This window comes from Pontibacter sp. SGAir0037 (genome assembly GCF_005491705.1).
Lineage (GTDB): Bacteria > Bacteroidota > Bacteroidia > Cytophagales > Hymenobacteraceae > Pontibacter.
Window position 1 is genome coordinate 1,925,700 of the sequence record NZ_CP028092.1, and the last position, 15,333, is coordinate 1,941,032.

A 15,333-nucleotide genomic window follows, 5' to 3' on the forward strand; every position below is an offset into this window, starting at 1 on the left:
TGAACTTCTTAAAAGGAAATGCTAAGGCCAGCCGTATAGGTACGGGTAGTAGGGTACTTGTCCCGCTCATCATTGCCCGGAGCAAAACCATTGTAGCTTACGCCTTCCGGGTCAACGCCTTTATATCCTGTAATGGTAATCAGGTTTAGCCCGGAAACATAAACACGTGCATTCCTTACAAAACTGATCAGGTTACTTGGAAGTGTGTATCCAAACGTTACGTTATCTATTTTCAGATAATCTCCTTTTTCGATGTAGTGACTTACATATACCAGGTCGTTATTCAGACGCTGGCCGTAAACAGGATCATAGGCCGTACTAAGCATATTGTAGGCTGGGTTCTTAGGGTTTTCGTAAAACATGCGCTGGAAATTCAGTATATCATGCCCAAAAGCACCACGCATAGTTATACCTAAGTCAAAGTTTTTATAACGGATAGCATGATTCCATCCCAGAATGTGTTTTGGAATTCCATTTCCATAAAATTGGCGATCTTCCGGCTTCGCATCTTTAATGGGTATTGTCTCTCCGTTTCTGTTTTCAACTAACCAACCTCCATTCTCGTCTACACCCACGGTCTTCCATACAAAAAACTGCCCAACCGGCCCTCCCACGACAACTCTGTGGGTATAATCCTGGATAGGTTCTCCTGTACCCCCGGCATTGAAATAATCATTAGTTGCTTCGAACTGGTCGTTAGAAAGTGTAACCAGTTTATTACGGGTAGCAGAATAAGTTATATTTGTACTCCATTCAAAGTGTTCTTTTTGAACGGGTGTATAATTCACTAATACTTCTACTCCTTCATTCTGTAATGTTCCTGCATTAATCATTAAATTAGAAACTAAGTAAGGAGGAATGGGAACCTGGAAGTTAAACAGCAAATCCTTGATATTCCGACGGTACATATCCACCGATCCGCTTAATCTGTTTCCGAAGAAGCCGAAATCTACCCCCACGTTATATTCTTCTTTTCTTTCCCAACGGAGGTCCGGGTTAAAGTTTCGTGCTGGCACAAAGCCTCTAACCCACCTACCTCCGATATAAGCACCGTTGGCCTGCGTAAAGTTGTAGCTAATTTGAGATGCATACGGAGCGCCAGCTATTGTACCGGTCACACCATAGCCCGCTCTTAGCTTTATGTCTGAAATGGCCTCGATGCCTTTCATAAATGGTTCGTTGCTGATACGCCACCCTGCTGAAATAGCCGGAAAGTTACCCCATTGGTAATTGTCTCCGAAGGTAGAAGAGCCTTCCCTGCGGATACTGGCCAGTAACAGAAATCTATCGTCCCAGTTATAAGTTACCCTTCCAAAGAAGCCAGCCAGCTGTTGCTTCGATTTATAACTTCCCATACCAGCCTGACCACGTTGCAGTGCCTGGCCTACCCCCAGGTTGTTCCATCCATAGGCATCAGTAGGAAAATCCCAGTTACTGGCATTAAAGTCTTCATAGGTATCATCCTGCCAGCTATAGCCACCCAGCACTGATACATGGTGTTTATCAAACGATTCGGAGTAGCTCGTGGTGAGCTCCAGTAAGTTCTGACGACTTGCTGTAGTACTTCTCGAGGCATTGGAGTTCCGATTGTTGAGCCAGGTATCGGTATGGTTAAAGGTGGTATATCCACCATACAACGAACTACTCTCATTGTGAGACACCAGCATGCGTATGTTCAGGTCTTTTATAGGAGCGTAATCAACTGCACCATTCATCCGCATTTCCTTAACTACATTCTCATTATGAGCTTCGTTTATAAGTGACACTGGGTTTTCATAAAAGTAGCCGTCTCGCTGTTGCCAGCCACCCGCCTCGTTTCTTACACGGTCAGTTGGGTTTCGAATGATTGCCTGCCTGTAAGCGTACCCGCCAGCTCCACCCTGTGCAGCAGAAGTAATCCGGTTAATGATCTGAAAGTTTGTGCGCAGTTTATCTTCAAACATAGCATGATTTACTTCAGCCCTGGCTGTAAAACGCTCCTGTCCTGAGCGCAAGAATATACCTTCCCAGTTACGATAGTTTAAAGAACCAGTGAAGTTTGTTGTGGAGTTGCCACCAAAAAAAGTAAGGTTATGGTTATGGCTTACAGGTCTTTGCATTATTTCTGCTAACCAATCGGTATTCCCGCCATAATCTGTATAAGCAATCCCCTCTTCCTCCATTAATCTGCGATAGTCATCCCCGGTCAGCAGTTCCGGTCTACGGGCAATGGTCTGTATATTTACATAGTTATTGTATTCAACTGTATTACGGCCCTCACCTTTGTTCTTTCTCGTGGTAATAAGTATTACTCCTCCTGTGGCACGCGTTCCGTAAATGGCAGCAGCCGATCCGTCTTTCAGTACATCAACTGACTCAATGTCTTCAGGTGCTACTGTATTCAGGTCGCCGGGTATACCATCAATCAAGACCAGTGCATTAGCCGCTCCATTGATAGAATTAACTCCTCTCAGGTTTATTTGCGTACTGGCTGTTGGGTCTCCACTGGGAGTAGTAATGCGTAAACCAGCCACTTTGCCTTGAACCAACTGCGCCGCATCACGAACAGCACCTTGTATAAAATCTTCTTGCTTTACACTCGCTACAGAACTCGTTACATCACCTTTACGCTGCACACCATAGCCTATAACGACCACCTCATCTAACTGTTTCTGATCCAAAGCCAAGGATACATTCAGTTGAGAACGGCTACCCACGGCAACCTCCTGCATTAGGTAACCTACGTACCTGAACAGTAGTGTACCACCTTCCGGAACAGAAATGGTATAGCGACCTTCTACATTTGTTGTTGTACCAACAGTTCCTCCTTTAAGCGATACAGATACCCCTGGCAAAGGACTATTATCCTCTGATGAAGTAACAACCCCTGTAACTGTTACATCGGCCTGCGCAGCAGCTTGTATATCCAATGTTTCTGCATTTACACGCCCGGCAGGGAGGCAGGTTATAATACTAAAAAGCATATAGCCTGCCATTGCAGTTTTTCTTTTACTGAATTTCCATTTCATGATAATACTTATTTAAGATTAAAATAGAATAGTAGAGGCAATAAAATTCCTGTGGAGCAGTTTTGCTGCCCCGAATGCCGTTAAAATATTAATAAGAAAGGATGCTGTAAATTCTATATCATAAGAAAAACCTTTTGCATATAGTAGTGTTACGCTTACAAACACCTGTTTAGGTATAGCATAAAGGCATACACCTACTAGAACAAGATCGAATGTGAATCAAATTAACTGATCAGGGCGCCATGGTTACTTAAACTGCAGTGAGTGCCATTTGGCCTTGATGGCTCCACCAATGCAGGTTTAAGTAATGCTAATTTACTCTCAAAAAAAGGAAGTTTATTTCTTTAAATTAACTGAATGTAATACTATATTAACTTTATTGACATTTTTATATAAAAACTGGAAGTTAAATAGGTATTCAGGAGTAAAATGCCATGCAACAATCTATTAACCAATGCATTAATAGTTATAACAAAATTAAACAAGTTATAACTATTAGATTTACAGGTTCTAAATAAATTGTTAGTTTATAATATCTGATGAGAATGGATCTATAGGAAGGTATAGGTTAATTAATTAAAGCTAAGTATGCTTGATCAATTGTTTATCCTGTGTTATATGGTTTAAGCTGATTACCTCTTGTGGGTGAAGCATACTATATAAATTTATGCTGCTAATAACTATTATCAGAATAAATTTTGTTAAAAGCGTGTCACAATCAAGTTTTATATTTTTACTTTTATAAAAAAATATAACTATAGTTTATGGTTAATCATTTAATTATCCATAAACTATAGTTAGAAAATACTATATGCTGTTCAAATCGGCAGTTTCCATTGAAAAAGTAAAATCAGGTAAGCGGATAATCTCTCCTCCTTTCATTGCGGACTCATGCGCTAAAATACCTACACAGGTGATGTTAGCAGATTGCCGTGCATTAGGATATGGTTCTCTTCCTTGTACTAAAGCAGAAAGAAACTTGTGCACCAGGTGCGGGTGTGATCCGCCATGGCCAGATCCTTGTATAAAAGACAAATGCTGGTTGCTGTCGGAATCATATACTCCTGCCGTTGTAAAAGACTGAATCTCCTGTGGCAACAAATGCGCGTAATCAGGTATCTTTATTCGCTCTGGTGTTTCTCCTGTATGTATAATACTGTCTTCATGTTCGATCTGTGTCCACTCAAAAGATTTTTTTGAACCATACACATCAAAACTCTCACGATACTGACGTGCCGTGTTGAACAAAGAGCGGGTAACCTCAGCTGCCAGATCTGAATCCCTGAACTTGATGTGGCATGTCTCGATGGCGAACGGAGAATTGTATTTGGGAATAAGCTCCTCGTCTATCCTCCCTGATCCGAAACAGGAAACATACTCTGCCTCTGCTCTTGGCAGTGCCAGCACAGGGCCAACGCAATGGGTTGCATAGTGCATGGGCGGTAATCCTTCCCAATAACCTGGCCAACCAGCCATCTCCTGCTGATGGGAAGCACGCAAAAATTGTAATTTCCCTAACTCTCCTTTCTCATACAATTCTTTTACAAAAAGAAATTCCCGGCTATACACAACTGTTTCCATCATCATGTAAGTCAGGCCGGTTTCCTGCACCGCCTCGACAATTTGCCGGCATTCTTCCACTGTAGTTGCCATTGGAACCGTACAAGCCACATGCTTACCAGCTCGAAGCGCCTTTAGCGACTGCTCAGCATGGTTTTGTATAGGTGTGTTGATATGCACCGCATCTACAGCAGGGTCTTTAAGTAGTTCCTCATAGTCGGTATACCTTTTTTCTATGCCGAAAGCATCTCCTATTTCATGAAGTTTTTCAGCATTACGCTGGCATATGGCATACATCGTAGCATTGGGATGCATCTGGTAAATAGGTATAAACTCGGCACCAAAACCAAGGCCTACAATAGCAATGTTAATTTTCTTTTCGCTCATACAATTGTTTGAAAATTAGATATTAGACACTAGATGTAAAACTTAATTCTGGCTTACAGAAGAATCTTCCTGTACAGGGGTTTCTTCCGCAGCACCCTGTCCCGCCCATTGCTTCAGAAACTGTAAGCCTTCTCTGGCAAACCCATCCTGGCTTGGAACGAGCGGTCGCCATATACAAACTGCACCAGCCAGCTCTTTTACTTCTGGCGTAAAACTCTCTATGGAGATGGCTCCTTGATATCCTATTGCGGTAAGCCCGCGCATATAGGCATCCCACCTGGTTTGTCCTGTGCCGGGGGTTCCTCTATAATTTTCCGATACCTGCACATGTATCAGTTTATCCCCCGCCAACTTTATAGCACGCTCAATGTCAGGTTCCTCTATGTTCATGTGAAAGCCATCCAGCAAAACATTGGCAGCAGGATGGTTGATATCCCCCACCAACTGCATCACATCCTCTGCCGTGTTTATTAAATCTGACTCAAAGCGGTTAAGAGGCTCCAGGGCAATCTTCAACCCACGAACTTCAGCCATGCCACATACTTTCTGCAAATTGGTAACTGCCCGGCCCCACTCTACTTTCTTTTGTTCAGACGATACTAACCGTGCCTTACCAACAGCCGAATACATAGGACCTGCAAAAAAGTCTGCACCTACCTTTTCGCAAATGTCCAGGCACGACTCAATGTACTCGAAGCTTACCTGCTGTAAAGCAAGGTTATCACTGGTCAGGTCGCGGCTGGTCCCGAAAGCACCACAGATGATAGGCGCCAGGTTATTTCGTAATAAAGCTTCCTTTACTTTTGCTGTATCCACTAAAGCCGGGTCTTCAACGGGTATTTCAACTGCCTCATAGCCCATTTCTCTTATTTTAGGAAACAAACTCAAGGTTTCAGTATTGAAGGGGGAGGTCCATAACCAGGTACTAACACCGAATTTTACTTGTAAACTCATTTTCAGATAGGTCTTGTTTGAATATGTGAGAAGATTTAAGTACCAGGTGACAGGACTATGCTTCTGAACAATCAGCCGAATAACTTTACACTCACCTTAACATAACATTTATTACAGAGCTTTGTCCTTCAGAAGAGCGAACTTCACTTTTAGTTAGTCCTGTACCTGATACCAATATCTTACTTAGCCGCAACAGCTTCTTTATCCTGTAGCACCACAACCTTATAACCACCTCTTGACTTGTAGTATAACATTAAAAAGATAAATCCGGCAAACATAATTACGGGGAATATAGCCACAACCTGGAGCGCCTCTTTCCGGGCTACATCCTGTATAGATTGTACTAACTGCTGTTCTTCAGCCGCTGCTTCTGCTAGAAGCGCATTATCGACTGCTTTATAAGTCCCAAAAATACTGGACTTCTCTTCTGTGGCATATGTACTATGCAACATGGTATTATTGGTTGTATCATAAGCGCTGAGCTTGTTATCAATGGTCTTATCCTGAGCAAAACCAAGAATTACAGCCCCTATAACACCTGCTGCTATCATACCTACCCCCCCTGTTATATTTAATGTGAGAGCTCCCCCTTTGGGAAAACGCTCTGCTACAACCCCCAAAATAGTTGGCCAGAAGAATGTTTTACCTAAAGCAAAAACGGTGGCAGCAGCCAGTACCATCACACCACTAGAAACAGAAAGGAGAAGCAAACCCACACATGTAACTGCAGAGCATACAGCTAACAGACCCAGAGGGGAGATTCTGTGAATAATAGAACCGGCAAATAACCGAAGTACCGCCATGATGGCAGAGGTATACACCAGTATCCAGCCAGCCTGTATACCAATGTGATGCATTTCAGGTGCCATTAAATCAGATATCCAGCTGTCTGTACCAAGCTCCGTCACCGCCAGCGGAATCATCAGCAGGTTCAGGAAGATGAATATCGGCTGTCCTATACTTCGGACAAGCAAGCCAAACACTAGCACAATAGCCAGTGTTATTGCTACATTAGCGGTAGTAGACCACTCTAATATTGCGCCTAACTGAAATACAATGAGTGCTGTAACAATGAGTGCACCTCCAACACCTACCTCTTTTAGCATTTCCATATAGGATACTCCTGCCTTTACCCGCTCATTTAATGGAAAGCGACGTGGGAACATGAGGATAGCGTAAAGTATCGTGGGTAACAAAATCAGGATCATTTTCAGCTTCCAACTGGTTTCAGCTCCCAGCATTAAAGCTAAAAGTCCGCCAAGCACTAAACCAGAAGGCCATCCTGCATGTAGCATATTCAGCCACCTGCTTTTTTCCCGTGGAAACATGGTGGCTACAACCGGATTGGTTACAGCCTCAACCGTTCCGTTGCCTAAGGCCATAATAAAAGTAGCAATGTAAAGTGACCAATACCCTGTGGCAAAAAAGGTAAGGACGGCTGATGCCAAATGGCAGGCAAAGGCAAACACCATTGAATTCTTATACCCTATACGATCAATAATCAGGCTAAACAAGACAATACTGATGGCAAAAGGCCAGAGTCCCACACCAGCTATTTCTCCGATCTGTGTATTTGTCAGGTTAAATTCTTCACCCCATTGCGGTAATGTGAGCGCTCTTAATATAAATCCGAAAGAGGTGGTCACCAATGCCACGAAACAGGCCCAGAACAATTTTTTATCCGGGGCATCAAAAGGTGGGTTTGCTGTAATGCTATTAACTACCATATCTGTTGCTTTTTTATCTACCTGATACCATAATTTCAAGGACAAGACACTGCAGGTATAAAACAGATTTTCATACCTGCAGTGTCTTCTGCATCCTGCTGCTATATACTTGCTGCAGCCTCTACCTTCATAATTCCGTTCATCATGCGCCAGTGTCCGGGCACTGTACAAACAAAGGGATACTCACCAGGTTTATCCGGTGCGGTAAATACCAGTGTTTCTCTTCCTTGCGGATCTACGAGTCTGGTGGCTACAATTACCTCCTGCATTTTCGGCACATAATGCTTTTCAGCTCCTTTCGGATCTCTTGCCAGCAAGTCAGCTGCCTTGCCTACTTTCTCAAGCGATCCCGGGGCAATCAGTACAAAGTTGTGCTGCATAAAATCCGGATTGTCGAATTGCAGCGTTACCTTTTGGCCTGCTTTTACTGTGAGAGTCGTTTTATTAAATTTCATCTCATGCTCCACTACCTTTATGTTGATCGTAACAGCTTTAGCTGAAGCACTGCCTGCCTTTGGTTTAGCAGCAACGGGAGATGATTTTGAGGCAGTGGAGGCAACAGTTTTAGAAGCACCTTGCTTTGCTGTTCTGGCAGTAGTGGCAGCAGTTGGTTTGGCTTTTTTAAGCTCCAGTTGGCCGTACCTTTTCAGATCACCCCTGAAAAAGAATCTTTCCGGATAATTTCCTACTCTATTGTCATCCATAAGATCACGCCCTACACGCACATCCTGCGGAGAAAGGGATGCCGTAAACAAAGCTGGGGCTTTTGCTCTGGCAGCCGTTTCATCGTTTACCTCCAGTAGCATTTCACCACCGTAAGCCAGCCTTGCCACTACATCCACCCGCTCTTCAGGTAATGGCTTCGAAGTAACTGCTGTATAGCTTTTGCCATTCTGATTCACGACCCAATGCAGTTTCTTATCCTGCACATATAAACTATACCCGGCATTTTTACTGCCTTGGGAAATAATCACACCCTCTAAGCCATCATTATTAGGGCCCACTGAAACCTTTACTGTTATTTCTTTACCAGCTACATCCGGAGGATATATAATCTGCGTCCACCTGTCTACTACGTACTGTTCCTGGTCCATACTCTTTACCAGCCGCTCAGTAAGGGTAAGAACAGAGTCGGGTTTGTTCAACGCTAAATCTTTAGGCACAGATTTCAGAAATGCCTCCTGGTGTGTTAAGGCAGCCGCGAAAAAGGCCTGTGCCAGGTAGTCGTCTCCTGCATTATCAGGCTTTTGACTCGCTTCAAAAAGTAGCTTACCTATTTCAGGTGAAGCAGGCATATCTGCCAGTGCTAACACGGCAGCCATTCTTGTTTTCAGGTTCTGATCATTTAACAGGTTTGCCTGTAAAATTGCCTGCATTGTTTCCTGGTTGCGCGGCAGCACCTGTAGGGCATTTTTTCTGACACCTGCTGCCGGATGCTTAAGCGCCTCTTTTACCACTGCCAAAGCCTCTTTATTAGTACCTTGCAACTCCCCCAGTCCGTGCAGCGTCCAAAGGGCATGAACCGCAGGACTGTTCAGCCCGATTTCATCCACACTCTGGTCTTTAATCAACGCTAATAAACCTGGTATAACAGCTTTATTCTGATTTTCTACAATCAGACGCTGCGCTGTTGTACGCCAAAACATGTTGTCATCTTTTAATGCAGTCAACAGGCTTTCAGTGTCATTCTGAGCTAATACTTTTTTCTGATATGGCTTGGAGCCTTTGTACACAACACGGTAAATGCGGCCATGCTGGCTGTCACGCATCGGATTGATATAGGCATTCCCTTTGCCGTTTTCAAAGCCACGAGGCGTAGGGTTGTGCTGAATGATAAAGTTATACCAGTCTGCTACCCATATAGCCCCGTCTGGGCCTACTTCGGCATGTACCGGAGAGAACCATTCATCGGCACTGGCTAGCAGGTTAAACCCATTCTTTTCTGTATAACCCGCCCCTTTGGGCTCTAAAATAGCTTTATGCAGTACGCGCCCGGTAGGCTCACAAACCAGACCCACCTTGTTCCAGTAGGATTTAGGATAATCTCTGGCTGTATACATATTATGGCCGGCCGCAGCGGTATAACCTCCATGAAAGTCGACCTGGCGCAGGTAAGGTGTTACGTGCGGCATATCAAAGTGGGAGTCTGTTCTGTAAACGGTATTACCAGAGCCTCCCAATACAGCTCTTTTCACATACTGGTTAGGCATAGCGAAATAAGCACTATGCAAACCATTCGCCGTAGAAACAAATACATCAAATTCTTCTGAGAAGCCAAGTCCCCAGGTGTTGTTGGTGGTTCTGCCTAATGGCTCCAGGTTCTGCCCATCCGGGTCGAAGCGGTATAAAGCCTGGCTAAAAGACATGTCCCGACCATCCACTGCACCTTTGTAACCGGCATACCCTACCACGCCCCATACTTTATTATCCAGCCCATACTTCAGGTTCGATGGACCAGCATGTGTATCTGACTTACCCCATCCTGTTATCATCACCTCCTTCACATCCGCCTTATCATCTCCATTGGTATCCTTTAAAAACAGGAAGTGAGGAGCCATGGATACAATTACGCCACCGTTTGCGAAAGTAAGACTTGTCGGAATATTCAGGTTATCAGCAAAAACAGTAAATTTATCTGCCTTGCCATCTCCGTTTGTGTCTTCACAAATTTTAATTCTGTCCCTGCCGACACCATCCTCATCCCTCACCTCATTGGGGTAATCTACTGTTTCAATCACAAACAAGCGGCCTTTCTCATCCCAGGCCATGGCAATAGGGTTAATAATATCCGGCTCAGAGGCGAAAAGCTGCAGGTCGAAATCTGTTGGCACCTGTATCAGTTTCTGCGATTGCTCCGGGGTAAGTGCATGTTGAAACCTGGGTGCCGGATCACGCCTTTCATAGTTAGGTACTTCTTTGTCCTCAAACACCGGAACAGGTATTTCCAGACGTGCCAGTTGGTCTTTTGCTTCATCGCTAATTGCCCACAGCACTCCATTGGCTACCAGTTCGTGAAAACCAGGGTTTCCCCAAGTGCGCTCATCATGGCCATAGGCTGTGTAAAACACCTTACCTTTTCCTTGTTTTCTTACCCAGGTCCAGGGTTCACGATGGCTGCCTTCCACCCTTTCCATCAGCACCTCTATATCCGGGTTTAGCTTTGTGTGCACATATGTTTCGTCCCAGGTTTCAAACTCCGTTAGTCCCTGCATCACTTCGTGTGCCGGTTTAATGATAGGAACCGTAAAAGTACCAACCTTGTGCGTTTGAAATTGTCCGCCTACAGCGCTCACATACCAGTCAGAGTTTCGGAAGCAATAGGAGGCGCTGTGCAGTGGTATCAGCGCTTTTCCTCCTTCCACAAATGATTTCATTGCCTGTTCCTGCTCTGGTGCAATTCGATCGTGGTTGGCGTAAATCATCAGCCCGTCATACTTCGCCAGATTTTCTGAGTTCAGATCATTCGGATCGGCTGTATAAGTTAGGTTTATCCCCTTCTGGAACAACGGCAGGGCCAGCATCGGAACGAATTTTTCAGAATTGTGGTGCTGACTGTTATGGCCCAGAAGAAGAATTTCTACGCGCTTTGGCGCAGGCAACTCCTGCGCTCCCTGCCCAACCTGTGTTCGCTGCGAGCATCCGGATAAAAGCGGGACAATGAAGATTAGTAGGGTAAGAAACTTCCTCATAGCTTTGTATTTTTGCTAATAGTGATTCAATTGATTATAAATTAATAATTACTGTGACTATTCTACAGCCATCAGCCAAACTTGAAAGATTCCGTCGGCACTCGCCATCTTTTAAATGTCATTTAAACATTTATATAAATATCGATAAAAAATGCTGTTCATTTTTATGGTTTACCCAAACATGAACAGCAAACACTTTACTTTTATGTGATTAATCACTCTAAAGTATCACTTTTAAATTAAAGAAGCAAACTAATATTTATTTGTACTTATTAACAACTTGCTTCTTACTGTATTTCATGAAAAGCTTTCACTATCATGTTCACTTTAGAAGCTAAACAAATATAATAGTTAACAAACATAGTTACCTCCTCTGTATTAACCAATCCTGATACTATATTAACATTTTTTGCTTATATAACATGAACCACAACAGCTTTAAAATGAATTGCCTAACAACCGGAAAATCATTTTAAAGTGTAGTTTTCTAGATTAATATATAACTATTTAGTAGCAGTATCTAGTATTTTCTTAAAAAAAGTAGGCAGCGATACCTGATACAGATGTAACCGTTATAAACATTATAATTAAAGCCGATGTATTCATACCTGTTTCACTTTATTAAATGCATGCTTTTCCTGTTTTTGTCTGTTATGATAAGCTATGTATACCAAAAGCACTACTCCTATAAAAGCTAATACAAGCAGTAACCTAGAGGCATTGACATAATATAAAGTGCGTTGCAGCTTTTCCAGTTCTTCCGGATCTACGGCATTGGCTATCTGCTCTTTTAAGCCGCTGTTCATAAGTTTGCTGATGATCGAGCTATCATCTAACCTCCAGTTACCTCGTAATGCAGCTCCCCAGTCTCCGCTTTTAGGAGTAATCAAAGATCCCAGAAACACCCACAGCAACAGAAAAGGAGTAATATACTTGATAATGTACTTATAGATGCCCGGCACTCTTATTTCAGCACCCTCAGTAATTTCAGCCCAGCCTTTCTTTATACCGAAAACCCAGGCAAACAAGATCGACTCAAACAAAGCAAATACAACCAAAGCGACTGTACCAGCCCAATAGTCATACTCATCGAACACGCCATACTGAAAGAACAGCACCGTAGGCATTCCCAGCACAAGCACTATTAAACCAAAGGACCAGGCGGCAGGCCTTATTCTCCACTTAAACTCATCCTGTAAAAACCCGATCCAGGGTGTACCCATGGATAAGGAAGAAGTAATTCCGGCAAAGAAAAGCAGGCCAAACCACATGAACCCTGCAAGTGCTCCCAACACATCACCCCACTGGAAAAACAAGTATGGCAACGTTTTAAAGCCTAACCCAAGGCCACCCAGTTGTACCAGTTCTGTTACCCGCTCAATGCCCAGGTAACCTACTGAAATCGGAATCAGGATGGCACTTCCTAAAACCACCTCTACGAACTCATTCATCCAACCTGCCGCCATGGCCCCCAAGGCAATGTCTTCTTTAGACCTTAAATAAGCCGCATAACAATGAATGGTACCCATTCCTACCGCCAGTGTAAAAAAGATTTGACCTGCAGCTGCCAGCCATACCGTTGGCGACCACAGCTCATCAAATTTAGGAGTCCAGAGAAAATTTAAGCCAACCGAACTATCAAAAACAGCACCGCTCTCCCCTGCTTTAATGGTAAAGCCTTTATAGGCTAAAAAGATACCGAACAAGATAAGCAGAGGCATACCAATTTTTGCTACCCGCTCCACTCCCTTGGCCAGACCTTTCGATAAAATATAGGTATTAAGCACCAGGCAGAGCACAAAGAAAACAATCGGTTCATAGGGTATACCCATGGTAGTAGTCCCAAGGCTAACGTAGTCGTTAAAAAAATCTGCAACACCCTCCTGGTTCAAACCAGAAAAAGTGCCCACAACGGCATGCATCATGTAGGAGAGTGTCCAGGACTCCAGGTAACAATAATACGCCGCAATGGCTATATTTGTCCAGATGCCAAACACTCCAATATACTTCCAGTAGCGCCCTTTACTCATAGAGCCCATTATAAAGGGTGTAGAATGATGCCCATACCTGCCTCCAAATCGCCCCATCGCCCATTCTACCCACAGCAGCGGGATACCAATCAGCAGAAAACACACCAGGTAAGGAATTATAAAAGCCCCACCGCCATTCTGAACTGCCTGTACCGGAAAACGTAAGAAGTTACCTAAGCCTACGGCACTGCCGGCCATTGCTAAAATTAGCCCTACCCGCGAGCCCCACGATTGCTTGTTTGCACTCATATTCGAAGTTGAAAGTGTAAAAGGATGATCCTTGGTGCAGGCGGCAAACTATTAAACAAGTTGCTTTGCTACAGTTCCGCCTATTGCAAAATGCTTAAAAGTTAACCAGAACTGTTCCTTTGTATTACCAAGATGTAATACTATGTTATTCAATCAGTGATAGGCCATCAAGTGCTATTGATGAGTTTTGAAAAGCAAAGGCAGAAAAGACTACTCACCGGCTACTTCTATCAACCCGATAGAGGTGCCGGTGAGCAGAAACTAATCTAACATTAATGAGAACTCTCTATTTAAAGATACCGTCGTAAGGATTCTGGTCATTCGGAGCCAGACTTTTATTACTGGTAAATTCAGCCGTGGGAATCTGTAATATAAATTTCCAGGAACGTGCCGGAATCTCTGGTTTTCGTGGATGATCGCCTTCACGGTGCAGAGGCTTCTGATTTCGTATCAGGTCGAACCAGGCAAAGCCTTCTCCATACAACTCTTTTCTCCTTTCAATCAGAATATCCTCCACCAACTGCGCACCGCTCGACTGCGAACGTTCAGCCGTACGAGCATCCTGCAGTTGCCATAATACGTTTTTGGCTTGCTGGTCTTGTCCAAGGCGTGCAAGTGCTTCTGCTTCTATTAAGTACATTTCTGCAGCACGCATCAACACCACATCTCCTCGATAGGCGGCATCATCCCTGAATTTGTCTGAGGTCCAGAGATTGCTCCGATCAGAACGCTGCCAGAATTGATAACGTGCATCCCCTTCCGAAAAAAGCTCCTTAAACTTATCATTCACAAAGTAGAAATCAAACGTCCAGCGGTCGCCTCGAGTTTGGTTTGCCCACAAAGTAAATGGAGAAGCATTTCCAAAATTCTGATCCTCCGTCTGCTCTACGCCCCACATCCATTCTCCGTTTCTCCAGTCATTAAAGCCAGACTGAAAAATCTCCGGTGTCATAAGTGGGTATCCTGCAGCAGCCTCCTTGGCCAAAGCAGCAGCATTGCTCCAGTCTTCCATAGTAAGGTATACTTCTGCCAGTATACCCTGTGCTACAGATCGGTTAATCTGGCTTTTGTACCCTCTGCTAAACCCTCCGAGTAGTTCTATGGCATTTTTCAGGTCGTTAACAATATGCCCATAAACCACAGATACTTTTTCCCGGGCTTTACCCTCCGTACCTGCTTCGCTGTAATAAGGCACGGCCGGCAGATCTTTTCCAACGGCATACGTTTGCTGGTAAAATCTTACCAGGTAAAAATAGGCCCAGCCTCTTATGGCCAGTACCTGCCCTTTAATTTGATTTTTACGATCCTGTGCTCCTTCTGCCTGGTCTATGTTCTGTAGAATGATATTGGCATTGTTGATGATCGTGTAGAAATAGCTCCATACCCCGCTGGTCAGACCGCCATCAGCACGGGTCTGGGCCAGGTGGTGGCCGTAGAAAAGCTGCATTTGCCCCATAGATTCGTACACGATTAAATCCTGAGCCGATGCATCGAAACCAGGCTGATATGAAATGATACCGTTAGATTCGATATCGGAGTTCCTGTTACGGATATACCGGTAAATCCCGTTCAGCACTGTTTGTGCTCCATCTACTCTTTTCAGTAAGACCTGGTCCGAAACCTGGGTAGACGGATTGGTTTCCAGATAATCTTTACAGCCTGAATTAGATATAAATACAAATGCGATGATATAAAGTATGATTTTGTTAGTCTTTGCCATAATTGAAAA

General features: G+C 43.9%; 7 protein-coding genes. All 7 read right to left on the reverse strand.

Features of this window, described 5'->3' with window-relative positions; all coding sequences use genetic code 11:
- Window positions 1-8 precede the first annotated feature (8 nt).
- The 7 genes from C1N53_RS07875 to C1N53_RS07905 all read right to left on the reverse strand — a co-directional run bounded on the left by C1N53_RS07875 (window position 9) and on the right by C1N53_RS07905 (window position 15,324).
- Window positions 9-3,008 (reverse strand): SusC/RagA family TonB-linked outer membrane protein, encoded by a 3,000-nt coding sequence (locus tag C1N53_RS07875; RefSeq protein ID WP_240773430.1) that lies wholly within the window; start codon window positions 3,006-3,008, stop codon window positions 9-11.
- 807 nt (window positions 3,009-3,815) lie between these two features.
- Window positions 3,816-4,955: a Gfo/Idh/MocA family protein gene (locus C1N53_RS07880; protein WP_137758781.1), complete on the reverse strand. Its 1,140-nt coding sequence runs from the start codon at window positions 4,953-4,955 to the stop codon at window positions 3,816-3,818.
- A 42-nt stretch (window positions 4,956-4,997) separates the two neighbouring features.
- Window positions 4,998-5,909: a sugar phosphate isomerase/epimerase gene (locus C1N53_RS07885; RefSeq protein ID WP_137758782.1), complete on the reverse strand. Its 912-nt coding sequence runs from the start codon at window positions 5,907-5,909 to the stop codon at window positions 4,998-5,000.
- Between the two features lie 179 nt (window positions 5,910-6,088).
- Window positions 6,089-7,681, reverse strand: a complete 1,593-nt coding sequence (locus C1N53_RS07890) for a sugar MFS transporter (RefSeq protein ID WP_206077628.1) — start codon at window positions 7,679-7,681, stop codon at window positions 6,089-6,091.
- Between the two features lie 56 nt (window positions 7,682-7,737).
- Window positions 7,738-11,325: a PVC-type heme-binding CxxCH protein gene (locus tag C1N53_RS07895; protein WP_137758783.1), complete on the reverse strand. Its 3,588-nt coding sequence runs from the start codon at window positions 11,323-11,325 to the stop codon at window positions 7,738-7,740.
- A gap of 602 nt (window positions 11,326-11,927) precedes the next feature.
- The gene (locus tag C1N53_RS07900; protein ID WP_137758784.1) at window positions 11,928-13,604 is read right to left on the reverse strand and encodes a sodium:calcium symporter; all 1,677 of its coding nucleotides are present in this window, start codon (window positions 13,602-13,604) and stop codon (window positions 11,928-11,930) included.
- A gap of 286 nt (window positions 13,605-13,890) precedes the next feature.
- Complete coding sequence (locus tag C1N53_RS07905; RefSeq protein WP_137758785.1) at window positions 13,891-15,324, reverse strand: RagB/SusD family nutrient uptake outer membrane protein; 1,434 nt, start codon at window positions 15,322-15,324, stop codon at window positions 13,891-13,893.
- Between the last annotated feature and the right edge of the window lie 9 nt (window positions 15,325-15,333).